24 protein-coding genes, 2 tRNA genes and 1 pseudogene are annotated in these 21,541 nt (G+C 63.3%); 15 read left to right on the forward strand and 12 right to left on the reverse strand.

Annotated elements, in window-relative coordinates; all coding sequences use genetic code 11:
* The first annotated feature begins 68 nt into the window (after positions 1 to 68).
* The 5 genes from ACFSOZ_RS36630 (at position 69) to ACFSOZ_RS36650 (ending at position 6,034) form a co-directional block, all read left to right on the forward strand.
* Entirely contained in the window at positions 69 to 2,162 is a 2,094-nt protein-coding gene (locus ACFSOZ_RS36630; RefSeq protein WP_379106391.1) for an ATP-dependent helicase, read from the forward strand.
* A gap of 16 nt (positions 2,163 to 2,178) precedes the next feature.
* Entirely contained in the window at positions 2,179 to 2,973 is a 795-nt protein-coding gene (gene dapB, locus ACFSOZ_RS36635; RefSeq protein WP_379106394.1) for a 4-hydroxy-tetrahydrodipicolinate reductase, read from the forward strand.
* 150 nt (positions 2,974 to 3,123) lie between these two features.
* Complete coding sequence (locus ACFSOZ_RS36640; protein WP_379106396.1) at positions 3,124 to 4,131, forward strand: ABC transporter substrate-binding protein; 1,008 nt, start codon at positions 3,124 to 3,126, stop codon at positions 4,129 to 4,131.
* A gap of 155 nt (positions 4,132 to 4,286) precedes the next feature.
* Positions 4,287 to 5,141 carry an ABC transporter ATP-binding protein gene (locus ACFSOZ_RS36645; RefSeq protein WP_379106398.1) on the forward strand — a complete coding sequence of 285 codons (855 nt, stop codon included), beginning with the start codon at positions 4,287 to 4,289 and terminating at the stop codon, positions 5,139 to 5,141.
* A 14-nt stretch (positions 5,142 to 5,155) separates the two neighbouring features.
* Positions 5,156 to 6,034: an ABC transporter permease gene (locus ACFSOZ_RS36650; protein ID WP_379106400.1), complete on the forward strand. Its 879-nt coding sequence runs from the start codon at positions 5,156 to 5,158 to the stop codon at positions 6,032 to 6,034.
* A 21-nt stretch (positions 6,035 to 6,055) separates the two neighbouring features.
* On the opposite strand, the gene ACFSOZ_RS36655 is transcribed toward ACFSOZ_RS36650, so the two are convergent.
* Positions 6,056 to 7,408 (reverse strand): sensor histidine kinase, encoded by a 1,353-nt coding sequence (locus ACFSOZ_RS36655; RefSeq protein WP_379106402.1) that lies wholly within the window; start codon positions 7,406 to 7,408, stop codon positions 6,056 to 6,058.
* The gene (locus ACFSOZ_RS36660) at positions 7,398 to 8,066 is read right to left on the reverse strand and encodes a response regulator (RefSeq protein WP_379106404.1); all 669 of its coding nucleotides are present in this window, start codon (positions 8,064 to 8,066) and stop codon (positions 7,398 to 7,400) included. The genes ACFSOZ_RS36655 and ACFSOZ_RS36660 overlap by 11 nt, the downstream gene beginning before the upstream one ends.
* 489 nt (positions 8,067 to 8,555) lie before the next feature.
* Between ACFSOZ_RS36660 and ACFSOZ_RS36665 the strand changes: the two genes are divergently transcribed.
* The 3 genes from ACFSOZ_RS36665 to ACFSOZ_RS36675 all read left to right on the forward strand — a co-directional run bounded on the left by ACFSOZ_RS36665 (position 8,556) and on the right by ACFSOZ_RS36675 (position 10,001).
* A complete protein-coding gene (locus ACFSOZ_RS36665) occupies positions 8,556 to 8,789 on the forward strand; it encodes a DUF680 domain-containing protein (protein WP_379106406.1) in 234 nt (77 codons plus the stop codon).
* 516 nt (positions 8,790 to 9,305) lie between these two features.
* On the forward strand, positions 9,306 to 9,533 hold the full coding sequence (locus tag ACFSOZ_RS36670) for a DUF680 domain-containing protein (protein WP_379106408.1): 228 nt from the start codon (positions 9,306 to 9,308) through the stop codon (positions 9,531 to 9,533).
* A 228-nt stretch (positions 9,534 to 9,761) separates the two neighbouring features.
* Positions 9,762 to 10,001 carry a DUF680 domain-containing protein gene (locus tag ACFSOZ_RS36675; RefSeq protein ID WP_379106410.1) on the forward strand — a complete coding sequence of 80 codons (240 nt, stop codon included), beginning with the start codon at positions 9,762 to 9,764 and terminating at the stop codon, positions 9,999 to 10,001.
* 49 nt (positions 10,002 to 10,050) lie between these two features.
* Here the strand turns inward: ACFSOZ_RS36675 and ACFSOZ_RS36680 are convergent, their stop codons facing one another.
* Genes ACFSOZ_RS36680 through ACFSOZ_RS36695 form a run of 4 tightly spaced genes read right to left on the reverse strand, consistent with a single transcriptional unit; the run spans position 10,051 to position 12,617 of the window.
* The gene (locus ACFSOZ_RS36680; protein ID WP_379106412.1) at positions 10,051 to 10,560 is read right to left on the reverse strand and encodes a SixA phosphatase family protein; all 510 of its coding nucleotides are present in this window, start codon (positions 10,558 to 10,560) and stop codon (positions 10,051 to 10,053) included.
* Positions 10,561 to 10,576: 16 nt separating this feature from the next.
* Positions 10,577 to 11,290 carry a phosphoribosylglycinamide formyltransferase gene (gene purN / locus ACFSOZ_RS36685; RefSeq protein WP_379106414.1) on the reverse strand — a complete coding sequence of 238 codons (714 nt, stop codon included), beginning with the start codon at positions 11,288 to 11,290 and terminating at the stop codon, positions 10,577 to 10,579.
* On the reverse strand, positions 11,287 to 12,351 hold the full coding sequence (gene purM / locus ACFSOZ_RS36690; protein ID WP_379106416.1) for a phosphoribosylformylglycinamidine cyclo-ligase: 1,065 nt from the start codon (positions 12,349 to 12,351) through the stop codon (positions 11,287 to 11,289). The genes purN and purM overlap by 4 nt, the downstream gene beginning before the upstream one ends.
* A complete protein-coding gene (locus ACFSOZ_RS36695; protein ID WP_379106418.1) occupies positions 12,348 to 12,617 on the reverse strand; it encodes a hypothetical protein in 270 nt (89 codons plus the stop codon). The genes purM and ACFSOZ_RS36695 overlap by 4 nt, the downstream gene beginning before the upstream one ends.
* A gap of 12 nt (positions 12,618 to 12,629) precedes the next feature.
* Here ACFSOZ_RS36695 and ACFSOZ_RS36700 point away from each other — a divergent pair, with 12 nt between their 5' ends.
* From ACFSOZ_RS36700 to hdaA, 4 genes are all read left to right on the forward strand, one after another.
* A complete protein-coding gene (locus ACFSOZ_RS36700; protein WP_379106420.1) occupies positions 12,630 to 13,619 on the forward strand; it encodes a methyltransferase in 990 nt (329 codons plus the stop codon).
* A gap of 136 nt (positions 13,620 to 13,755) precedes the next feature.
* Complete coding sequence (locus ACFSOZ_RS36705) at positions 13,756 to 14,313, forward strand: CDP-alcohol phosphatidyltransferase family protein (RefSeq protein ID WP_379106643.1); 558 nt, start codon at positions 13,756 to 13,758, stop codon at positions 14,311 to 14,313.
* On the forward strand, positions 14,285 to 15,487 hold the full coding sequence (locus tag ACFSOZ_RS36710; protein ID WP_379106422.1) for an AI-2E family transporter: 1,203 nt from the start codon (positions 14,285 to 14,287) through the stop codon (positions 15,485 to 15,487). The genes ACFSOZ_RS36705 and ACFSOZ_RS36710 overlap by 29 nt, the downstream gene beginning before the upstream one ends.
* 47 nt (positions 15,488 to 15,534) lie before the next feature.
* Positions 15,535 to 16,239, forward strand: a complete 705-nt coding sequence (hdaA, locus tag ACFSOZ_RS36715; protein WP_379106424.1) for a DnaA regulatory inactivator HdaA — start codon at positions 15,535 to 15,537, stop codon at positions 16,237 to 16,239.
* 53 nt (positions 16,240 to 16,292) lie between these two features.
* Here hdaA and ACFSOZ_RS36720 read toward each other — a convergent pair.
* Positions 16,293 to 17,195, reverse strand: a pseudogene (locus ACFSOZ_RS36720) (LysR family transcriptional regulator).
* 132 nt (positions 17,196 to 17,327) lie between these two features.
* On the opposite strand from ACFSOZ_RS36720, the gene ACFSOZ_RS36725 reads away from it, so the two are divergent.
* On the forward strand, positions 17,328 to 18,194 hold the full coding sequence (locus ACFSOZ_RS36725) for an NAD(P)H-binding protein (protein ID WP_379106426.1): 867 nt from the start codon (positions 17,328 to 17,330) through the stop codon (positions 18,192 to 18,194).
* 21 nt (positions 18,195 to 18,215) lie between these two features.
* Here the strand turns inward: ACFSOZ_RS36725 and ACFSOZ_RS36730 are convergent.
* Positions 18,216 to 18,292, reverse strand: a tRNA-Pro gene (locus ACFSOZ_RS36730).
* Between the two features lie 124 nt (positions 18,293 to 18,416).
* On the opposite strand from ACFSOZ_RS36730, the gene ACFSOZ_RS36735 reads away from it, so the two are divergent.
* Both ACFSOZ_RS36735 and ACFSOZ_RS36740 read left to right on the forward strand, forming a co-directional pair.
* A complete protein-coding gene (locus ACFSOZ_RS36735) occupies positions 18,417 to 18,722 on the forward strand; it encodes an ETC complex I subunit (RefSeq protein WP_109662967.1) in 306 nt (101 codons plus the stop codon).
* A 46-nt stretch (positions 18,723 to 18,768) separates the two neighbouring features.
* Positions 18,769 to 18,845, forward strand: a tRNA-Arg gene (locus ACFSOZ_RS36740).
* A 138-nt stretch (positions 18,846 to 18,983) separates the two neighbouring features.
* Here the strand turns inward: ACFSOZ_RS36740 and ACFSOZ_RS36745 are convergent.
* From ACFSOZ_RS36745 to ACFSOZ_RS36760, 4 genes are all read right to left on the reverse strand, one after another.
* Complete coding sequence (locus tag ACFSOZ_RS36745) at positions 18,984 to 19,142, reverse strand: hypothetical protein (protein WP_379106428.1); 159 nt, start codon at positions 19,140 to 19,142, stop codon at positions 18,984 to 18,986.
* Positions 19,143 to 19,311: 169 nt separating this feature from the next.
* Entirely contained in the window at positions 19,312 to 19,437 is a 126-nt protein-coding gene (locus tag ACFSOZ_RS36750) for a hypothetical protein (RefSeq protein WP_379106429.1), read from the reverse strand.
* Positions 19,434 to 20,039 (reverse strand): hypothetical protein, encoded by a 606-nt coding sequence (locus tag ACFSOZ_RS36755; protein WP_379106431.1) that lies wholly within the window; start codon positions 20,037 to 20,039, stop codon positions 19,434 to 19,436. Before ACFSOZ_RS36755 ends, ACFSOZ_RS36750 begins: the two co-directional genes overlap by 4 nt.
* Before the next feature lie 639 nt (positions 20,040 to 20,678).
* Entirely contained in the window at positions 20,679 to 21,536 is an 858-nt protein-coding gene (locus ACFSOZ_RS36760; protein WP_379106433.1) for a hypothetical protein, read from the reverse strand.
* Positions 21,537 to 21,541: the final 5 nt, after the last annotated feature.

Raw genomic sequence — 21,541 nt, forward strand, 5'->3', positions numbered from 1 at the left:
TCCTCACGCGCGCCAAGACATCCTCGCATCGACGTTGCGAACAAAGCAGAAACGATGCTTGATGGGCGATGAACCTCGCCACCCCTGATTCGATCTTTCGGGAACCGACCCTCCAGCCTGCCTATCTCGCCCGGCTGAACGACGCCCAGCGTCGGGCCGTCGAGCATGGCGACGGGCAGATCGCCGGGCCACTGCTGGTCATCGCTGGCGCCGGCTCCGGCAAGACCAACACGCTGGCGCACCGCGTCGCCCATCTGATCGTCAAGGGGGCCGACCCGCGCCGCATCCTGCTGATGACATTTTCGCGCCGCGCCGCGTCCGAAATGGCCAGGCGCGTCGAGCGCATCGCTGGCGAGGTGCTCGGCCGCGACGCCGCGGTGATCACCGATGCGCTGACCTGGGCCGGCACCTTTCACGGCATCGGTGCCCGGCTGCTGCGCGACTATGCGCTGGAGATCGGCCTCGACCCGGCCTTCACCATTCACGACCGCGAGGATTCCGCCGACCTGATGAATCTGGTCCGGCATGAGCTCGGCTTCTCGAAGACGGAAGCGCGTTTTCCGACCAAAGGCACCTGCCTTGCCATTTATTCGCGTGCCGTCAACGCGCAGGCGCCGCTGGACGAAGTGCTGGGCTCCGCCTTCCCCTGGTGCGCCGGCTGGGCCGAGCAGTTGAAGCAGTTGTTCGCTGGTTATGTTGAGGCCAAGCAGGCGCAGAACGTGCTCGATTACGACGACCTGCTGCTCTACTGGGCGCAGATGGCAGCCGAACCTGAAATAGCGGCGCATCTGGGTGGGCGTTTCGACCATGTGCTGGTCGATGAATACCAGGACACCAATCGCCTGCAGGCCTCGATCCTGATGGCGCTCAAACCCGACGGCGCCGGGCTGACCGTGGTGGGCGACGATGCGCAGTCGATCTATTCGTTTCGCGCCGCCGAAGTACGCAACATCCTCGATTTTCCAAAACAGTTCGCGCAGGCCGCCGATGTGGTGATGCTGGAGCGCAATTACCGCTCGACCGAGACCATTCTGGCAGCCGCCAATGCGGTGATCGGCGAGGCCTCGGAGCGCTTCACCAAAAACCTGTGGTCGGAGCGCAAATCAACCGACAAGCCAAGACTGGTGAGCGTGCGCGACGAGGTCGAGCAGGCCAATTTCGTCTGCGACACCATTTTGGCCGAACGGGAAGCTGGCACGGCGCTGAAATCGCAGGCGGTGCTGTTTCGCGCCTCGCACCACAGCGGTCCGCTGGAGATCGAGCTGACGCGGCGCAACATTCCCTTCGTCAAGTTCGGCGGCCTGAAGTTCCTCGATGCCGCCCACGTCAAGGATGTGCTGGCGGTGCTGCGCTTTGCCGAGAACCCGCGCGACCGTGTCGCCGGCTTCCGCGTGCTGCAGCTGATGCCGGGCATCGGGCCTTCGGCCGCTGCGCAGATCGTCGAGACGATGACGACGGCGCTGGATGAGGCGATGGGCTTGGCCGGCTGGCGCCCGCCGCAACGCGCGGCGGATGACTGGCCGGGCTTCGTCGCGCTCTATTCCGGCCTGCGGGCCGGCGCCAAATGGCCGGCCGACCTCGAACAGGTCAGGCTCTGGTACGAGCCGCATCTGGAGCGCATCCACGAGGATGCGATCACGCGCCGGGCCGACCTGTTGCAGCTTGAACAGATCGGCTCGGGCTATGCCTCGCGCGAACGCTTCCTCACCGAGTTGACGCTCGATCCGCCGGACGCCACCAGCGACCAGGCCGGACCGCCGCATCGCGACGAGGACTATCTGATCCTGTCGACCATCCACTCGGCCAAGGGCCAGGAGTGGAAGAATGTGTTCGTGCTCAACACGGTCGACGGCTGCATCCCGGCCGATCTCGGCGTCGGCACCAAGGAGGACATCGAGGAGGAACGCCGGCTGCTCTACGTGGCGATGACACGGGCCAAGGACAATCTCAACCTGGTCATGCCGCAGCGGTTCTTTCCGCATGGCCAGGCGGCGCGCGGCGACCGCCACCTCTATGCCTCTCGCACCCGCTTCATTCCGGCCTCGATCCTCGCTGCCTTCCAGCAGGTTTCGTGGCCGACCGCGCAGGCGGCACAGGGCAGGACACCCCGGCCGGAGGTGCGCGTCGACATCGGCGCGCGCATGCGCGGCATGTGGAAATAGTCGCGGGGATAGCGCCATGTCCCAACCGCCAATCAGGATTGCCATCGCGGGTGCACAGGGCCGCATGGGCCGCCAGATGGCGGACGCCGTGCTGGCCGATGCCCGACTGGCGCTTGCCGCCCGTTTCCACCGGCCGGGCATCGTCGGCGACGGGCTGGTGAGCCGTGACGAGGCACTTGCCATGGCCGACGTGGTCATCGATTTCACCACGCCGGCTGCCTCGGCCGATCTGGCCAGGTTTTGCGCCGACCGTGGCGGGCCCGCCCTTGTCATCGGCTCGACAGGCTTCGATTCCGCTGAGTTGGTGACCATCGCAGATGCCGCGAAAAGCGTCGCCATCGTCCGCTCCGGCAGCTTTTCGCTCGGGCTCAACATGCTGGTCGGATTGGTCGAGCAGGCGGCGCGAGCGCTCGATCCCGACGACTGGGATATCGAGATTGTCGAGGCGCATCATCGTCACAAGATCGATGCGCCGTCCGGGACGGCACTGATGCTGGGACAGGCCGCAGCCGGCGGACGCGATATGGAACTGGACACGGTCGCAAGGCGCGTCCGCGATGGCGTTGTTGGTGCGCGGCCGGCCGGCGAGATCGGCTTTGCGGTGATGCGTGGTGGCAGCATCGTCGGCGAGCACAGCGTCAGCTTTTGCGCCGAGGGCGAGACCGTGACCCTGTCGCATTCGGCCGGCGACCGCATCATGTTCGCCCGTGGCGCCATCGCCGCCGCACTCTGGGTGGCGGCGCGCCCGCCCGGTGAATATGACATGCGCGACGTGCTGGGACTGAGCGCCCCGGTACGGCATTGCGGCTGATCCTTTTCGTCAGCCGGCTGAAAGCCAGCTGAAAGCTTGGGCGTGCCATGACAGGGTCGCGGTGTCACCGCATGACCGGTCCTTGAGCGGCCGGCGAGGAGGAGAATGCGGCGCAGCTTCACGGCGCGTCGCCCAAGTGGAGGAAGTTTCGTGACCGGTTTCATCTCGAAGTGCGCCTTGCGCGCGCTAACCCTTGCCATCGTCGCCACGGGCGCGAGCGCGGCATCGGCGGCCGACAAGATCACCATCATCGTCGGCGGCATGGAAAAGCAGATCTACCTGCCGGCCATGCTCACCCAGCAGCTCGGCTACTTCAAGGACCAGGGGCTCGATGTCGAACTGGTCAATTCGCGCGCCGGCGTCGAAGCCGAAAATGAACTGCTGGCCGGCGCCGTGCAGGGCGTCGTCGGCTTCTACGACCATACCGTCGACCTGCAGTCGAAGGGCAAGTACATCCAGTCGATCGTCCAGTTCAGCCAGGCGCCGGGCGAGGTCGAGCTGGTCTCCGCCAAGCACCCCGAGATCAAGTCGCCGGCCGACTTCAAGGGAGCCACGCTTGGCGTCACCGGCCTCGGCTCCTCGACCGATTTCCTCACCCAATACCTTGCCGTGCGCAACGGCCTGAAACCCGGCGACTACACACTGCTGCCGGTCGGCGCCGGCAACACCTTCATCGCCGCCATCAAGCAGGACCAGATCCAGGCTGGCATGACCACCGAGCCGACCATTGCGCAGTTGCTGAAGACCGGCGAGGCCAGCGTCCTGGTCGACATGCGTACCCCTGAAAAGACCAAGGAAGCGCTGGGTGGGCCCTATCCGGCAGCCTCCTTCTACGTCCAATCGAGCTGGCTCGAAAGCCACAAGGACGAGGCGCAGAAGCTCGCCAATGCCTTCGTCATGACGATGAAGTTCATCGCCAGCCATTCGGCCGAGGAGATCGCCGACAAGATGCCGAAGGACTATTACGCCGGCAACAGGGATCTCTACGTACAGGGTTTGGCCGGCGGCAAGGCGATGTTCACGCCCGACGGCCGCATGCCGGCCGATGGCCCGCCGACCGTTCTCAAGGTTCTCTCGACATTTTCGAAGAGCCTGCAGGGCAAGCAGATCGATCTGTCGAAGACCTACACGACGGAATTCGTCGACGCCGCCAAATAGCAGCACGCTGAAGGGCCACGTACCGCCCGCCAGAGAACAAGGGCTTGCGCTGTTCGCTTGATTCAAATCGGCAGCAGCGCGGCCGTTCCCAAAACACTTGAGAGACCCGCGGCAGTGTTGCGGGGCTCCTTGCCCCATAGCGACAGGAGTATGCCATGCAACTGCAACCCATGGCGGCCGAGAAGCTGTCTCAGGCCGCGCTGCCAGCCGATGCGGCGATCGCCATCGACGACGTGACGCTGCGCTTCGTCACGCCGGACGGCCACATGATGACGGCGATCCGCGATTTCACCATGACGGTGGCGCGCGGCGAATTCGCCTGCGTGGTCGGGCCGACCGGCTGCGGCAAGTCGACGACGCTCAATCTCGTCACCGGCCTGCTGCGGCCGACGACCGGCAATGTCCGTGTCATGGGCAACCCGGTCACCGACATCAGCCGCGACATCGGTTTTGTCTTCCAGGCTGACGCGTTGTTTCCGTGGCGCAGCGTCATCGACAATGTCGCTGCCGGCCCGCTCTATCGCGGCACGCCCAAGGCGCAGGCCTATGAGCGGGCGCGCGACTGGATCGCCCGTGTCGGCCTCGGCCGCTTCGAAAAGCACTATCCGCACCAGCTTTCGGGCGGCATGCGCAAGCGCGTCGCGCTCGCCCAGACCTTCATCAACCAGCCCAAGATCCTGCTGATGGACGAGCCATTCAGCGCGCTCGATATGCAGACGCGCACCGCCATGCAGGACGAGCTGCTGGGTCTGTGGTCGGAGCAGAAATCCTCTGTCGTCTTCGTCACCCATGACCTCGAGGAGGCGGTGGCGCTGGCCGACAAGGTCTATGTGCTGACGGCGGGACCGGGAACGGTCAAGAGCGTCTACCGCATCGACCTGCCGCGCCCGCGCGTCATGGCCGACATCCGCTACGACCCCAAATTCGTCGAGATCGCCAAGGTGATCTGGAACGACCTGCGCGAGGAAGTGCAGCTCGGCCAGAGCCGCACCTTGCAGACCGGCCATTGAGAGGAGACGCCGCCATGACCGCCATCTCTGCCACCACCTCTCAGGCTGCCGTCCGCGACGCCTCCATCGCCGTTGCCGAAGGCCGGGCCAGGGCACGGCTGCGCCGCCGCCATGCGCTGGTCATCGGCCTGCGCTTGGCTATCCTGGTCGCCTTTCTTGGCCTGTGGGAACTCGGCGCCGACTACAACATCATCGACCCGTTCTTCTTCGCCAGTCCGTCCGGCATCTGGCAGCAGATCTGGGTGTGGATCACCGAAGGCACATCGCAAGGTCCGCTCTGGGTGCAGATCTACGTCACGCTGGAGGAAACCTTTCTCGGCTTCGTCATCGGCGCCGTTGGCGGCATCGCCGCCGGCATCGTCCTCGGCCGCAACCGGCTGCTCGCCGATGTCTTTTCGATCTACATCAAGATCGCCAATTCGGTGCCGCGTGTCGTGCTCGGCTCGGTGTTCATCATCGCGCTCGGCCTCGGCATGGCCTCCAAGGTGGCGCTGGCCGTGGTGATGGTGTTCTTCGTCGTCTTCGCCAACGCCTTCCAGGGCGTCCGCGAGGCTGACAGGGCGATGATCGCCAACGCCCAGATCCTTGGCGCCTCGCCGTTCCAGATCACCCGCACCGTCATCATTCCCTCGGCGATGAGCTGGATCCTGGCCAGCCTGCATGTCAGTTTCGGCTTTGCCCTGGTCGGCGCGGTGGTTGGCGAATTCCTCGGCGCCAAGCAAGGCATGGGCCTGCTGATCTCGACCGCGCAGGGCGCCTTCAACGCCAACGGCGTCTTTGCCGCCATGATCATCCTGGCGGTGATGGCGCTGGTGGTGGAGTTCATCATCACCCGCTTCGAGAACTATGTCGTCAAATGGCGGCCGGCGCCGTTCAGCGAGCAGGGGACATGATCCGCGTCTGATCTGCTGCGATCAGGCCAAAGGCAGCCTGACCTCAACCACCAGGCCGCCGGTCGCGCCATCCCCGAGGGTGACGCGGCCGCCGGCATTTTCGACAACCTCGCGCACAATGGCGAGGCCAAGCCCGCTGCCGTCCTCGGTGGAGCCGGCAATGCGGTAGAAGCGCTCGAACACATGGTCTCGCTCTTCCACTGGGATGCCGGGCCCGTCATCGGCGACCGTCAGTACGGCCTCGCCGTCGACGGCCGCCAGCTTCACTGTGACGCTGCCGCCGGCCAGGGAGTAGCGCAGCGCGTTGTCGACAAGGTTGACGATCATCTCGCGTAGCATGGTGCCGTCGCCGATGACCGGCACAGGTCCGGCCTCCTCGAGGCCGAGATCGATGTTGCGATCGATTGCTGTCGGCGCATGCGTTTCCAGCACGTGCCGGGCGGCTTCGGTGAGGTCGACGCGGTCGGCGCGCGGCCGCCGGCTGCCCGGCTCGGCGCGCGACAGGGTCAGGAGCTGTTCAGCCAGCCGCGCCAGTCTGCCGGAGCTTGCCTGCAGCGCAACCAGGGCTTCCTGGCGCGACTCGGCGGCACTTTCGCGCAGCGCGTAGCTCGCCTGTGTCGACAGCAACGCCAATGGCGTGCGCAACTGATGCGCCGCATTGGCGATGAAGCGGCGCTGCGCAGCCATCTGCGCCCGCACCCGCTCCATATAGCCATTCAGCGCATCGATCAGCGGCCGGATTTCGCTTTGCGCACCTGGCACTTCGACGGGGTCGAGGTCACTGCGGCTCGGCGACTGCACCGCGTCGCGCAGCCGGATCAGCGGTGCCAGGCCGCGACGCAGGCCGAGCAGCACGAAGATGCCGGCGATCGCCACCAGCGCCAGTTGCTGGGCAAAGGCGCTGAGCCACAGCCGTTTCACCATCGCATCATGTCCGGCCAGCGTGACGCCCACGGTGACGGATATTGGCGAGTCAGCGCCAGCGCCGACCACTGCATGACTGAATGTCAGCAGCCGCAGCACGTGGTCGCGATAGGCCGCTTCCATGCTGGGGTGCTTCGGATCCTCGGGCAGGTCGGGATAGCCGGTCAGCAGCCGCCCGCCGGCCGTCTCAACACGATAGTAGACGCTGTCGCGGTCGCCGGTATCGAACATCTCGATCGCCGCCGGCGGCACCGTGGCATCGAGCACGCCGTCCACTATGGCGACCTGTTCGGCAATCGCGCGTGCCGAACCGAGCAGCATCCGGTCCGTGACCAGATCGGCGGTCGCCAGCGCACTGCGGTGGCTGGTCCACAGATTGATCGTGGCGAGCCCGGCGAGCGGCAACACCACCCAGGCCAACAACTGCAAACGGAGGCTGCTACTCCTCATGACGCAAGAGATAGCCGAGGCCACGCAAGGTGGCGATCTGGACGCGCGATCCTTCGAGCTTCTTGCGCAGACGATGCACATAGATCTCGATGGCGCTGGGGTCGGCATCGGTCTCGAAATCATATATCGCCGCCGACAGCGCCGCCTTGCTCACCGTGCGCCCGGCCTTGACCATCAATTGTTCAAGCACGGCATGCTCGCGCGGTGTCAGCGCCAGCGTTTCGCCGGCCAGCGAAAACAGCCGTGTGTTGGTGTCGAAGACGAGATCGCCGCAAGCAACGACAGGCGCGGTGCGGTCGTTGGCGCGACGTAGCTGCACGCGGATGCGCGCCTCCAGTTCCTCGATCTGGAACGGCTTCGCCAGATAGTCGTCGGCGCCTTCATTGAGGCCCTTGACCCGGCCGTCGAGGCTGGCATTGGCGGTCAATACGATCACCGGTACGGGGTTGCCGCGTGCTCGCAGCATGCGCAGCACTTCCAGGCCGCCCATGCGGGGCAATGCCAGGTCGAGGATGACAAGCGCGTGGTCACCGGCGGCCAGCGCGTGCTCGACATCCTCGCCGTCATGGACGATATCGACGACATAGTTCGCCTGGCGCAAGGTCTTGCCCAGCCAGTCGGCAAGTTCGCGATTGTCTTCGACGAGCAGCAGCCGCATTTCTATCGCTGTCCTGGGAGGCAGGTCATCCGAATTCCGTCTGTTCTTCGACCGGCGCGGCGAGGTCGCGTCCGATTGATGATCCTGCACAAGCGATAATATCGATCGACCGGCAAGGCAAATGCGCGGACCGACGGACACCGTCAACCGCCGCCTCCACCTGCGACAGGTTGGAATCCCCAAAAGCAATCGAACCAGTCGGTTCAATTTATTTTGACGGACCGTGATGAGATGGTGAACGCCGGCTCAGCGAGCGACCGTACAATTTGCCGAGTAAATCTGATAACTATCTGATATTACAGAAGAAAATTTTGATCGCTTCAGCTGCTGGCCCCGTTTCAAGGTCTGGATTCGGAGCGCGCTGGAACATCTTCGTGATTGGAAGTCGGCGAACGAAAAACCCATTTCGGTGTGGTCCGGGCGACGCGAAATTCCTCCCAAGGGCACGCCACTAGACGGACTGAACCAAGAACTATTGGATTAAAGAAAATGACCAAGATCGCTCTTACCGCCGCCGCCATCCTCGTTGCTACGGGCACTGCTTTTGCCAGCAGCGACCACTATGGTTCCGACAATGTCAACCAGCCGGCCGTGGCCGTGCCCGCTGGCAAAATCGACCACAGCTTCACGGCTTCGATCCGCAAGCCGGTCGAGTACCACGGCTTCAAGCTGACGCCCAATTCGGACCAGCCGGAATCCGGCCAGGGCATCTGGGGCCGCTAATTCGTTCAAATCCTGGACGACAACAAAGAGCGGTGGGCCTGGCCCGCCGCTCTTGTTTTTGCGCACAGGGATAGGCGCCGGCCGGCGCCTCGGCGGACAATGCGTCAGCAGGGCAGGCCGGGGCAGTCGCCCCGCGCGAACCAGGCGAGGCGCCGATCTGCTCCCTCGCGGATTGTGGCCTCTGAAAAGACGTGGTCGGTCTCCCGAATCCGAAAATCGAACCGATCGGTTCGTTTTCCGTTGACGGACCGTGCAGCAGTGGTGAACGCCGGCTCAGTGAATGGCCGCGTCATGCGGTGGGTGATTTATGCTAACAATCTGATTTTGATAAATAAAATTCTGACCGCCCAGGCCCTGTGCGAAATTTCAAGGCCTGGAATCGGGTTGCGGCGGAACATCTTCGTGATTGGTATCCGCGACAGGGCAAACCCATTTCGGGGTGGTCCGAGCGACGCGAAATTCCTCCCAAGGGCACGCCACTAGACGGACAGGACAAAGAATACTGGAGTAAATAAAATGACCAAGATCGCTCTTACCGCCGCCGCCATCCTCGTCGCCACGGGCACCGCTTTTGCCGGCAGCGACCACTATGGCTCCAACGATGTCAACCAGCCGGTTGCCAGCCAGTCGGTTTCCAACATCGACACCACGCACACCGGCTCGATCCTGAAGTCCGAAAAGGCGCAGGCTGACGCCAATGCCAACGTGCCGGCTCCGTCTGGCCGTGGCATCTGGGGCCGCTAATTCGTTCAAATCCTGAACGACGACAAAGAGCGGTGGGCTTGCCCCGCCGCTCTTGTTTTTTGCGCAACAGGGATAGGCACCAGCTGCGGCGAGGGCCGGGCCTGCCATCTTCGCAGTCGGCAAAAAAGTTCAGCGCCCAGGAATAAAACCGGACTGCCTGAAGTCTTGTCCTCAGCGGAACCGTCCTCCCAAGACACCGCCCAACGGAAAGAACCAGGAGACTTGAAAATGAACAGGATTGCTCTTGCCGCCGCCATCATCCTCGTTGCCACGGGCAGCGCTTTTGCCGGCAGCGATCACTATGGCTCAGACAATGCCAATCAACCAGTTGCGCCGGTTGCCAGCGTCGATCATGCCGTCACCGGCTCGGTCAAGATCATGGATATGGCTGAGCACAAGGCTGCGGATGCCAAGATGAAGACCACAACCAGTTGGCCCGAACCCGGTCAGGGTATCTGGGGCAACTGATGTCTCGAGCAGGTGCGCGGCGGGCCGCCGTCACATCTGCCTTCGCACCCTAGCCCAGATCTTTCGGCCGCAGACAATGTGTCAGGCGGGCGGAGGACAGGCCGGACCAATCTCCTTCGAAGATGAAGCGCGCAAGGGCTGCAGTCGGGTATTTTTCCTCGAGCCGCTTGCGCGCCTTGGCCTCTGAGCCTGATCCGGCAAGCTGTTTGGCCAGATCTTCCAGACCCGGATTGTGGCCGACTACCAGCAAGCTGCCGCTCGAAGCGTCGGCCTGATGGATCTGGCTCAGAATATCGGCCGCTGAAGCATCATAGAGCGCGTCAGTGAACGCGACCCGGGGCTGCGCGGGCAACTCCGCCGCCACCAGCCGCCACGTATCGCGGGTTCGCAGCGCCGCCGACACCAGCGCCAGGTCCGGCAGCCAGTCGCGCGCCACAAGCTCGCGCCCCATCGACTTGGCGGCCTGCAATCCGCGCCCGGCGAGCGGCCGGTCGAAGTCACCGAGGTCAGGGTCGTCCCAGCTCGATTTTGCGTGGCGAAGCAGGAGAAGCTGTTTCATCACCACATGTCTGGGCTCAGGGGGTTATGCGCGCCAACTGCTCGAGGTCGGCTTCCTCGCGCAGCGGGTCGGGCGCCATCACCAGCGAGGTGCCGTTGTCGGCATCGTCGGCAAAGTGGGCAAGCACTGTGCGTCCGGTCTCCATGCGCGCCTTGCCTTCGGCGACCAGCCCCAGCGCCAGCGGATAGAGCCGATGCTCGGCCTTCAGCACACGGGCAGCCAGCGCATCCGCATTGTCGCCGACCATCACCGGCACGGCCGCCTGCGCGATGATCGGGCCATCATCCATCTCGGAGGTGACGAAATGCACCGTGCAGCCATGGATGCGCATACCGGCGGCCAGTGCGCGCGCATGGGTGTCGAGCCCCTTGAACGCCGGTAGCAGGGCAGGGTGGATGTTGATCATGCGGCCCTGCCATTTCTGGACGAAGCTTGGGGTGAGGATGCGCATGTAGCCGGCCAGCGCGACGATCTCGGCATTGAGTGCCGCAAGCGCGGCGTCGATCGCCGCGTCATGCGCCTGCTTGCTGCCGTGGTCGGCGCGGGAGATGACCTGTGTGGCGATGCCGCGCGCCTTGGCGATGCCGAGGCCGGCGGCGTCGGCCTTGTCGGAAATGACGCCGACGATTTCGGCCGGGAAGGCCGGGTCGCTGGCGGCCGCGATCAGCGCTGTCATGTTGGAGCCGCGCCCCGAGATCAGGACAACGGTGCGTTTCCTCTGCGCGCTCATAGGCCGATCGAGCCCCGATAGATGACGCCGGCATCGCGGCGCGGCACGATGCGGCCGATCGGCGTCACCGTCTCGCCGGCTTCCTGCAGCACGGCGGCGACCTGCGCCGCTTGGCCCGAAGCGACCGCCAAAATCATGCCGATGCCGCAATTGAAGGTGCGCATCATCTCCTCCGGCGCAACGCCGCCGGTCTTGGCCAGCCACGAGAACACCGCCGGGACGTCGATCGCCTCGAGGTCGAGTTCGGCCGAAAAGTCCTTGGGCAGCACGCGCGGAATGTTTTCCGGGAAGCCGCCGCCGGTGATGTGGGCGAGCGCCTTGATGCCATGCGTGCCGCGTATGGCCTTGAGGATCGACTTGACGTAGATGCGGGTCGGCTCGAGCAGCGCCTCGGCCAGAGGGGCCTCGTCGTTGAACGGCGCCGGATCGCTCCATGCCAGGCCGCTGGTGGCGACGATGCGGCGCACCAGCGAAAATCCGTTCGAATGCAGGCCGGAGGAAGCGAGGCCCAGCAGCACATCGCCTTCGACGATGTCGTCGGTGGGCAACAGTTGCCCGCGTTCGGCCGCGCCCACCGCAAAGCCGGCGAGGTCGTAGTCGTTGCCGTGGTACATGCCGGGCATTTCGGCCGTCTCGCCGCCGATCAGCGCGCAGCCCGCCTGCCGGCAGCCCTCGGCAATGCCGCCGACGATCGCGGCACCCTGGTCGGGATCGAGCTTGCCGGTGGCGAAATAGTCGAGGAAGAACAGCGGTTCCGCCCCTTGTACGACGATGTCGTTGACGCACATGGCGACGAGATCGATGCCGATCGTGTCGTGCTTGCCGGCATCGATGGCGATCTTCAGCTTGGTGCCGACGCCGTCATTGGCAGCCACGAGCACCGGATCGGTGAAGCCGGCCGCCTTGAGGTCGAACAGGCCGCCGAAGCCGCCGATCTCGCCATCGGCACCCGGCCGGCGTGTGGCACGCACCAGCGGCTTGATCTTCTCGACCATGAGATTGCCGGCATCGATATCGACGCCGGCCTCGGCATAGGTGAGCCCGTTCTTGCGCTTGCTCATTTCTGGCGCTTGCTCATCGTTGTTTCGTTTGCGGGCTCTTCGCATGAACGGCTTCGCCCCGCAAGGATGACGGTGGGATGCCGAAGTTTTGCCCCGATAAAAAGCGTGGAGAACGGGTTTTTCGGCAGCGGTAGCGCCCCTTGAGTGAAATCCCCCTGTCCTTGCTTTTTATCGGAGGCAAAACCCCGTACCTGCGTCTGCGCCTTCACCCCTTTGCATCCTTGTGTCTGGCTGTTGTTGGTGCTCTGTTGCTTCGCATCAGGCATCGGGGGCAGGCCATGCTCAATCCGTCGCAACAGATCATGAGGCTAGGCTTTGGATTCGCCGTGTCACAGGCGTTGCGCGTAATTATCGAACTCGGCATCCCCGATCTCCTGGCTGTCAGCGAGCAGTCGGTGGATGAACTAGCGGCTGCCACTCAGTCGGATGCTGACGCGCTTTATCGTGTAATGCGACTTCTCGCACCGGAAGGCGTCTTCAGGGAAATACTGCCCCGTCATTTCGAGTTGACGGAGGTTGGCGCCGTGCTGCGCTCCGATCAGCCGGGTCCCCGTGACTTCGTCCGCATGATCAACAGTGAGGCCTATCTTGCCTTCGAGCAGCTCCTGCATTCTGTCCGCACCGGAAAGCCAGCTTTCGACAAGGTGTTTGGGAGCCCAAGGTTTGACTGGCTGTCGGAACACTCGGAGCAGGCTGCCTTGTTTCAGCGTGCCATGGTCGCCTTGAGCCAAGGCAGTAACGAGGCCGTTGCCGAAGCTTGTGACTTCAGGCCGTTCACAAGGATCGTCGACGTTGGCGGCGGACATGGTCAGCTTCTCTCGGCGATCCTGGCCCGCAACCCCCATTTGAGCGGCGTGCTTTTCGATCTGCCTTCGGGCGTCGCGGCAGCACGCCAGGGTACCGGAGGCGACCTGCCGCGCACCGAATTTATCGCAGGTGATTTCTTTGAAAGCGTTCCCACCGGTGACGTCTACGTCATAAAGAAGGTCGTTCACGATTGGGATGATGGGCGTGCCGCGGAGATCCTGCGAAATTGCCGCAAGGCAATGTTGCCGAACGGAAAGGTGCTTGTGGCCGAGACCCTCGTGCCGCCAGGTGACGAACCGAACCAGATCAAGGGTATCGACGTGGTCATGCTCGCCGTCACTGGTGGCCTGGAGAGGACGCAGGCCCAATATGCAAGCTTGTTCGACGCCGCTGGGCTACGCCTTGAGCGAGTGATCCAGACCCGAGGACCCATTTCCGTCCTTGAGGCGTCTGCAGCCTAACCAGAGAATATCTCAATGTGAGCCTAGGTCGCGGTGCCTCGCCGTCCAGCTACCTTTGCTATGTGTGGCGGCTTCTCCCTTGCACCCACCCGGCGTCGCCATCATCTATCAGCAAGCGAACCCGACAGGCACGCATTTGACCATCCCCAACCTGATCACCATCCTGCGCCTTGTTCTGGTGCCAGCGGTGGTGCTGGCGATGCTGCAGGCGCGCTGGGACTGGGCCTTTGCCGGGTTCCTCATTGCCGGCATTTCCGATGGCGTCGACGGCTTCATCGCCCGCCGTTTCAACCAGCAGTCCGAGCTCGGCGCCTATCTCGACCCGATGGCCGACAAGCTGCTGCTGGTTTCGGTCTTCGTCGTGATGGGCTTCATCGGTCAATTGCCGCTGTGGCTGGTCGTCACCATGGTGTCGCGCGACGCGCTGATCGTCTGCGCGGTGCTGTTGTCCTCCGTCATGGCCCATCCGGTCGAGATGAAGCCGCTTCTCGTGTCGAAGGCCAACACCGCGATCCAGATCGTGCTGGCGGCGGTTGTGCTGGGCGAACTTGCCATTGCCGTTCACCTCGACCCGATGCGGCCAGCCCTCATATTGCTGTCCGGGGTCTTGACCGTGGCTTCGGCCGCGGCCTATCTCGTGGCTTGGCTGAGGCATATGAGCGGCTATGGCGAAAGCTCCAATCCGGACATCTGAGAGAGAAGCGGCAGTTGAGAGAGAAGCGGCAGTGATCGAGGCTGCGGCTGCCGATCTTGCTGCGTCCTCCGCCTTCCGCCGGCAGATCTTCTTCTGGCTGGCCGGTGCCGCGGTGCTCGCGCTTTTCCTCTATGTCTTCAGCAACATCCTGCTGCCCTTCGTTGCAGGCATGGTGCTTGCCTATTTCCTCGATCCGGTCGCCGACCGGCTGCAGCGGCTCGGCCTGTCCCGCATCATGGCGACGGTGGTCATCCTCATCACCTTCCTCATCGTGCTGGTGCTGGCCTTCGTCATCCTCATTCCCGTGCTGGCGACGCAGATGGCCGATTTCGCCGGCAAATTGCCGGAATATCTGACCCGGCTGCAGAGTCTGATCACGTCGTTTGACCCGAAATGGCTGGAACAGAAATTCGGCGTCAACGCCAATAGTTTGCGCGATGGGCTGAACTCTCTGCTGACCTCCGGCTTTGGCCTGCTCACCACGGTCTTTACCTCGATCTGGAGTTCTGGAGTGGCGCTGGTCTCGGTTGTCAGCCTGTTCGTGGTGACGCCGGTCGTCGCTTTCTACATGCTGCTCGACTGGGACCGCATGGTCGCGGTCATCGACAGCTGGGTACCGCGCGACCATGTGGCGACGGTGCGCGGCATCGCCAAGGACATCAACACCGCCACCGCCGGCTTCGTGCGCGGCCAGGGCACGCTGTGCCTGATTCTTGGCGCAATATATGCCACCGGGCTGACGCTGACCGGGCTGAATTTCGGCATCCTCATCGGCCTGTTCGCCGGGCTGATCTCCTTCATCCCCTATGTTGGCTCGCTGACCGGGCTGGTGCTGGCCGTCGGCGTTGCCTTCGTCCAGTTCTGGCCGGACTGGACCATGATCGTCGCCGTTGCGGTGGTGTTCTTCATCGGCCAGTTCATCGAAGGCAACATCCTGCAGCCGCGGCTGGTCGGCAAGAGCGTCGGACTGCATCCGGTATGGCTGATGTTCTCGCTGTTTGCCTTCGGTGCGCTGTTCGGCTTCGTCGGCCTGCTGATTGCCGTGCCGGCTTCGGCGGCAGTTGCAGTGCTGGTGCGGTTTGCCATAGCCCGCTATCTCGAATCGCCGCTCTACAGGGGCCATGGAACCGCGCCGGAGCTCCCGGCCGATCGGCGCAAGGCCATCAAGCCATGATCCGGCCGGCGACCAGGTGTCTTGCCGGCCAGCAGGGCTGAGCCCGCATGAGTGACCAGAAAACCGACCCGCCGCGTCAGTTGCCGCTCGATCTCGGCCATGGCACCGGCTATTCGCGTGACGACCTCGTCGTCTCCGGCACCAACAACCAGGCAGTGGCCTTGGTTGATCGCTGGCCGGACTGGCCTTCGCCGGTGGTGGTGCTGGCCGGTCCCGCGGGTTCGGGCAAGACGCATCTCGCCTGGATCTGGCGTGCGCGCGCCAACGCGGTGGCGGTCGACGCCAGCCGCATCGGCGACAGCATCGCCAGTCTCGGTGCCCGGCCGGCGCTGATCGACGATGTCGATACCGGGGCGGTCGACGAGCAAGGCCTGTTCCACCTGATCAATGCGGTGCGTGGTGCCGGATCGACACTGCTCCTGACAGCGCGGCGCTTCCCGTCGGCCTGGGGTATCAGGCTGCCGGATCTCGCCTCACGGCTGAAAGCGGCGGCGACGGTCGAGATCCATGAGCCCGACGATCACTTGCTCGCCGGCGTCATCACCAAGTTGTTCGCCGATCGCCAGATCGAGGTCGAGCCGCATGTCGTGCAGTATCTGGTCCGCCGCATCGAGCGCTCGCTGGCGACAGCGATGCGCGTGGTGGAGCGGCTGGACCGCACCGCGCTCGAGCGCAAGACGCCGATCACGCGGGCACTGGCGGCCGAAACCGTCAGCGCCATGGACGAGGGGCAGGGCGAGTTCGAGATCTAGGCCGGATTGGCCAAAACGGTGCGTCAGCGGGCTGACGTCAGACCGGGCGTCGTTCAACCCAGATGCGATTGCACAAAGTCGATGAAGGCGCGCACCTTGGCCGGCGGCAGATGGCGCGATGGGTAGAGCGCATAGAGCGGAAAGCTCTCGCCATGCCAGTCCGGCAGGACTTCGACCAGCACACCCTGCCGGATGAGGTGCTGCACGCCGATTGCCTTGATCCTGGCGATGCCGACGCCGTCGAGGCAGGCGCCGAGCATGGTGCCAAACTCGGTGACCATGAGACGGCCGGTGGTCTTGATGTCGACAACCTCGTCGGCGCGTCGAAACCGCCACTCCTCGATCGGCTAACCGGTCAGCGAATCCCGAACCTGGATGCAGGCATGATCCACGAGGTCGGAGGGAGCGACCGGACACCCATGCGCCTTCAGATAGGTCGGCGCCGCAACCGTTACCGTGCGCGTCTCGACGAGCTTCCTCGCCACCAGGGAAGACACAGGCGGTGTCCCGAAGCGGATGGCGATGTCAAATCCTTCGCCCACCAGGTCTCCCAACTGGTCCCGCGCGACCAGTTCGAGCGATAGGTCGGGATAGAGCGACAGGAATTCACGGATATGCGGCGTGAACAACTGGCGCGAGAAGAAGGCATCGACGTTGACGCGCAGCCGGCCGCGCACGGCGACAGACGTGCCGAAGGTGACGGTTACCGCATCTTCGATCCCTGTCAGCAGCGGTGCGACCTCGGCGTAAAGCCGGCGGCCCTCGTCGGTCAGCGACACCGCTCGTGTCGTCCGGTCGAGCAAGCGCACGCCAACGCGGGCCTCGAGGCGCGAGAGAGCGCGGCTGACGCCTGATCGCGACAGGCCGAGCGCGTCCGCCGCCCGGGCAAAGCTGCCGCCTTCGGCAATCGCGGCCAGCACGCCGACATTGGAGATCACGCGTCCATCAAACGTCATTTTGCTATCCGATGATTTTAGATCAACAATACTATGACTTAATGGCACTCACCGCAACAGTGAGTGCCGGGCTAGAGATCCAGCATCGCACGCCGTAGAGGCGTGGCCCCGAGAGATGAATGGAGACGGATCATGTATGCAATCACCGGCATTACCGGCAAAGTTGGTGGCGCGTTGGCGCGTAGCTTGCTTGCCGCTGGCCAGCCAGTCCGCGCTGTTGTGCGTGACGCCACAAAGGGCCCGCAATGGGCTGCACTCGGTTGTGAAGTCGCGGTCGCTGCCATGGAGGATGCCGAAGCGCTGACCGAAGCCTTCACTGGCGCAAAGGCCGTATTCATCCTGCCGCCGCCGGTGTTCGATCCCGAGCCCGGCTATCCCGAAGCGCAAGCGGTGATCGACAGCGTCGTAGCGGCGTTGGAAACCGCAAGACCCGCCCGAGTCGTCTGCCTGTCGACCATCGGCGCCGATGCGGTTCAGGACAATCTGCTGTCACAGCGCACGATGATGGAGGCCGCGCTGAGCGCACTCCCCTTGACACTCACCTTCCTGCGGCCCGCCTGGTTCCTCGACAATGCCGCCTGGGACGTAACGTCGGCACGCGAAACGGGCTTGATCCAAAGCTTCCTGTTGCCGACGGACAGGGCGCTGCCGATGGTTGCCGCCGAGGATGTCGGGCGAGCGGCGGCGGAACTCATCCAGCAGGACTGGACCGGCACGCGCATTGTCGAACTGGAAGGCCCGACCCGTGTATCGCCTGACGACCTTGCCGCAGCCTTCGCCACAATACTTGGCAGGCCGGTGCGCGCCGTGCCGGTGCCGCGCGAAACCTGGGAAACGCTTTTCCGTTCGCAAGGCATGAAGAACCCGCAGCCCCGCCTGCGCATGCTCGACGGCTTCAACGAGGGCTGGATTGCATTCTCCGACCAAACGAAGACGATCAAGGGGATGACAGATGCGACGGCCGTGGTTGCCGCTCTCGTCGCGGGCACAAACGCTTAGATCTCGTGGAATATGAGAGGATGGTCGGAGTGGAGAGATTCGAACTCCCGACCCTCTGGTCCCAAACCAGATGCGCTACCAGGCTGCGCTACACTCCGAACGGTCTGTTGCCTATTCATTTCAGTGTTGCATGGCAAGTGCAAAAACCTTGCCGCCGTGCGCATTGCGCAGTAATGACGGGCGAAGGGTGGCGATGCTGCCTTGCACAATAACGAGGTGGCCATGTCCGCGCGCATTTTCAGCCCAGCCAAAACCGCGATGCAGTCCGGCAAGGCCAAGACCGGCCACTGGGTGCTCGAATTCGATCCCGAGATGCGCAAGAAGATCGATCCCCTGATGGGTTACACGACGTCGGGAGACATGAGGAGCCAGATCAGGCTCACCTTCGACACCAGGGAAGAGGCGGTGGCCTACGCCGAAAAGGAAGCGCTGGCCTACCGCGTCGAGGAGCCGAAAGAGACGAAGCGTCGCCAGATTTCCTATGCGGAGAATTTCCGCTATGACCGCCGGACGCCCTGGACGCATTGACCGGCGGCCAGCGCCAAATATCCAGCCGGCCCAGCGGCCGGCCAGCGGTCCCGTAGCTCAGCTGGATAGAGCACCGGCCTTCTAAGCCGATGGTCACAGGTTCGAATCCTGTCGGGATCGCCAATAACTACCAGAAATCACTAAGCTTTTCGGCTTACCGAAAAACGAGTTTTCGCCGGTCTGTTGCCGTGTCAGCACCATGTCAGAATGAAAAAGGCCCGGAAGCGAGCCGCCGGGCCAATGTCGTCAACCAGTTTCCGGTTAATGCCGCGTCGGCAGCGCCGTCTCGTCCCCAGCATCATCCGATGGAAAGCCGCTCCGGTCTTCCCGCATGGCGTCAAGCAGCGCCCGGTTGTTGTGGTCTAGGATGGCGTTTGCCTGCTTGACGCCGCGCCGATCGCCGATCAGGAAGCCCATCACGAAAGCGGCGACAAATCAGCGCGGCCGCACTCATGGCTCGCCCCCGCCGCCGTCCGTCGCGTAGTAAGCCTTGCGCAGCTTTAGGGAAAGCTCGGCGGCCTTGTAGCCGATATAGAGCAAGCGCTGGGCTTCTTCACTGGTCAAGACGACGTTCGCGCCTTCGTTGAAGTCAGCGAAATGATAGCTCCAGCATGTGGGCCATGACGCCAAGCATGTCGTCGGCGTCGCAGACAAGAGGTTCAAGGTCGTTGAAGCGTTCCTTGAACGTTGGCTTTTCGGCGGTCGCGGTATTCATGCTGCACCGCCTTCCGTCGCCGTGCGGAGGAACGAGCCCGCAAAGTCAGAGCCCCACGTCAGCGCGCCGGGATAGGACATATTCCAGAGCGCATCCGCGTAGCGACCCCATGCGGCCAGCGCCTGCGCCTTGACCATGACGCCAGCCATGCCCGTTGCCGGCAAGGCCACAGCTTCGCTCACCAGATCGCCGAGATTGCGCATCGCGATTTCGCGAGCGGTCTTCGCCGCCTTATAGCCGGATTGCTTCATGGCTCGCGCGCGGCGGGTTTCGTGGCGTTTGGCAATTGGGAGCAGCCGGCGAACCTCTGCAAGTTCCTGCTCCCATTCGGCGCGGCCGCCGCCATGGATATTGCGCTTATCGATGGTGCGGCCTCGCACAATGCGGCGGGCATTGTCGACGCGCCAGTCGATGTCGCGCGGTAGTGCGTACTTCTGATGCCGCAGCGGCTTGCCGGGCTCGTTGATAGCATAGCCTTGGAAGTCGCGGTCTATCTCGTCGCCCTCCCCGAGCAGGGCCGTAGGCGTCTTCGGCCAGCGCGGACCCCACTCGGCTTCGATCGCATAGACCTTATCCCTCGCCATGAGGCAGGCGGCTTCCAAGGCATGAAGGCTATCGCCAAGTTCAATCAGGCGTGGATTTTCGGAAGGGACGGGGTTTACAGCCGCGGCGGCTGTCGAAGCCGCTACAGCGCCTCCTATGGCCGGTAGCGAGGCTATTGCGCCTAGTGCGGCGCGTCGTGTGAGTGCATGAGACATAGAAACTTCCTCTCCATTGTTTGGTGAGGAAGCCAGGCAACGCCTAGCGAATCGTGATCGGAATGATAAAACTGGTGTCGGTCACTTCGAGGCCCTGCAAGGCTTCCGGTGGCAAGTGCCGGTCGACAGTTTACGCTGCCGACCGGTGCGCCTACGATGTTCTCAAATCGCAGAATCGTCAAGCCGGGGGGGTATCCCGGCAAATTTGCCGACTTATCTCGGCTACCGCTCGCCCAGCGCAACGCTAGTTTCCGCGAAACTCCGAGGTTTTTTGTCAGGACGCGCAAAACTCGCGATTCTGGGCCAAAAAGGCCGAAAACAGGCCCGATTTCAAGGCCTATATCGGCATATTGTTATGTTATAACAAACACTTGGCTTAGCCAGATTGGACATTCTAGGATTTTAATCTGCTTTTGTGCCTTTTTTTGATCCGCGAGCGGTCGCTGCTTATTGGGGCGATTTGTCGTTTCGGCCCCCCGGAGGTCAGGCCGGTGGCGGGCTGGACTTGTAGGGATGAGCCGCGTCGAGATTGCCCTGAAGCGCCCATCTAGCAGTCGCGGCCAGATAACCTTCGACATTCTGCTGATTGGCGGTAGAGAGTTTGCCGTCGATCAAGAGAATTTCAGCGGCCCATCCTTCCATGTATTTGAACACCGGAGTTCCTGCGGGGTCTCTGACGGAACGACCGAATTTAGGAGATGAATCGAACCCTACAGTATTGGTCCCCGTCGAGAAGAACGGCGCGGCAACGCCTGCTGTGTAGACACCACCATCGATGAAGATGCCATAATCAGATGCCACGCTGTGGATGCTGATGATCCGCCATGAGGCCAGGGAGGGCGTCGGGTTGCCGGCTGACTTTCTGACGGTCGTTCCAAACTCGGAATAGATATTCCCGTCTGTGTACGTCATGTGCCCACTGGAGCCGGTGCCGGTCACTGAGCCAAAGCGGTGAATGCCAGAGTATTGGTCGGCGTTCGCTCCGCCAGAGCCAGACGGATCGGCGTTCTTTTTAATCACCATGTAAATCGAGCCGGCCGATTTGCCGTTGAAGATGTTCGGCACGTCGAAATATTGATTGGCAACCGGAGCGTTGAACCGAACGACGTTCTTGCCATTGAGGTTGGCAGCGGCCAGCGTGGGGCGAGACCCACTTGTCCCCTGGGTCATATCGTTGCCGTTGCCCGATGCATCCACAAAGCCTGACTGAGGATCGGTATCAGATCCCGTTATCTCGTCGGCTTTGTACCATCCAAGCAAAGCGGCACCGAGTGACAGTGGGGACCATGTCGCGGGCGGCGGCGCAGCATTCCCAAACATCTGACCTGTCCACAGCAACATTTTCA

It is taken from the genome of Mesorhizobium newzealandense, assembly GCF_042682145.1.
Lineage (GTDB): Bacteria > Pseudomonadota > Alphaproteobacteria > Rhizobiales > Rhizobiaceae > Mesorhizobium > Mesorhizobium newzealandense.

Bases quoted from the DNA above. Each gene is read 5' to 3' on its own strand.
- ACFSOZ_RS36655 (WP_379106402.1), bottom strand. From the start codon at position 7,408: ATGAGGAGTAGCAGCCTCCGTTTGCAGTTGTTGGCCTGGGTGGTGTTG.
- ACFSOZ_RS36645 (WP_379106398.1), top strand. From the start codon at position 4,287: ATGCAACTGCAACCCATGGCGGCCGAGAAGCTGTCTCAGGCCGCGCTG.
- ACFSOZ_RS36760 (WP_379106433.1), bottom strand. From the start codon at position 21,536: ATGTTGCTGTGGACAGGTCAGATGTTTGGGAATGCTGCGCCGCCGCCC.
- ACFSOZ_RS36710 (WP_379106422.1), top strand. From the start codon at position 14,285: ATGGCGAAAGCTCCAATCCGGACATCTGAGAGAGAAGCGGCAGTTGAG.
- purN (WP_379106414.1), bottom strand. From the start codon at position 11,290: ATGAGCGCGCAGAGGAAACGCACCGTTGTCCTGATCTCGGGGCGCGGC.
- ACFSOZ_RS36665 (WP_379106406.1), top strand. From the start codon at position 8,556: ATGACCAAGATCGCTCTTACCGCCGCCGCCATCCTCGTTGCTACGGGC.
- ACFSOZ_RS36680 (WP_379106412.1), bottom strand. From the start codon at position 10,560: ATGAAACAGCTTCTCCTGCTTCGCCACGCAAAATCGAGCTGGGACGAC.
- ACFSOZ_RS36630 (WP_379106391.1), top strand. From the start codon at position 69: ATGAACCTCGCCACCCCTGATTCGATCTTTCGGGAACCGACCCTCCAG.
- ACFSOZ_RS36700 (WP_379106420.1), top strand. From the start codon at position 12,630: ATGCTCAATCCGTCGCAACAGATCATGAGGCTAGGCTTTGGATTCGCC.
- ACFSOZ_RS36650 (WP_379106400.1), top strand. From the start codon at position 5,156: ATGACCGCCATCTCTGCCACCACCTCTCAGGCTGCCGTCCGCGACGCC.
- ACFSOZ_RS36670 (WP_379106408.1), top strand. From the start codon at position 9,306: ATGACCAAGATCGCTCTTACCGCCGCCGCCATCCTCGTCGCCACGGGC.
- hdaA (WP_379106424.1), top strand. From the start codon at position 15,535: ATGAGTGACCAGAAAACCGACCCGCCGCGTCAGTTGCCGCTCGATCTC.
- ACFSOZ_RS36675 (WP_379106410.1), top strand. From the start codon at position 9,762: ATGAACAGGATTGCTCTTGCCGCCGCCATCATCCTCGTTGCCACGGGC.
- dapB (WP_379106394.1), top strand. From the start codon at position 2,179: ATGTCCCAACCGCCAATCAGGATTGCCATCGCGGGTGCACAGGGCCGC.
- ACFSOZ_RS36660 (WP_379106404.1), bottom strand. From the start codon at position 8,066: ATGCGGCTGCTGCTCGTCGAAGACAATCGCGAACTTGCCGACTGGCTG.
- purM (WP_379106416.1), bottom strand. From the start codon at position 12,351: ATGAGCAAGCGCAAGAACGGGCTCACCTATGCCGAGGCCGGCGTCGAT.
- ACFSOZ_RS36725 (WP_379106426.1), top strand. From the start codon at position 17,328: ATGTATGCAATCACCGGCATTACCGGCAAAGTTGGTGGCGCGTTGGCG.
- ACFSOZ_RS36695 (WP_379106418.1), bottom strand. From the start codon at position 12,617: ATGCCTGATGCGAAGCAACAGAGCACCAACAACAGCCAGACACAAGGA.
- ACFSOZ_RS36735 (WP_109662967.1), top strand. From the start codon at position 18,417: ATGTCCGCGCGCATTTTCAGCCCAGCCAAAACCGCGATGCAGTCCGGC.
- ACFSOZ_RS36750 (WP_379106429.1), bottom strand. From the start codon at position 19,437: ATGAATACCGCGACCGCCGAAAAGCCAACGTTCAAGGAACGCTTCAAC.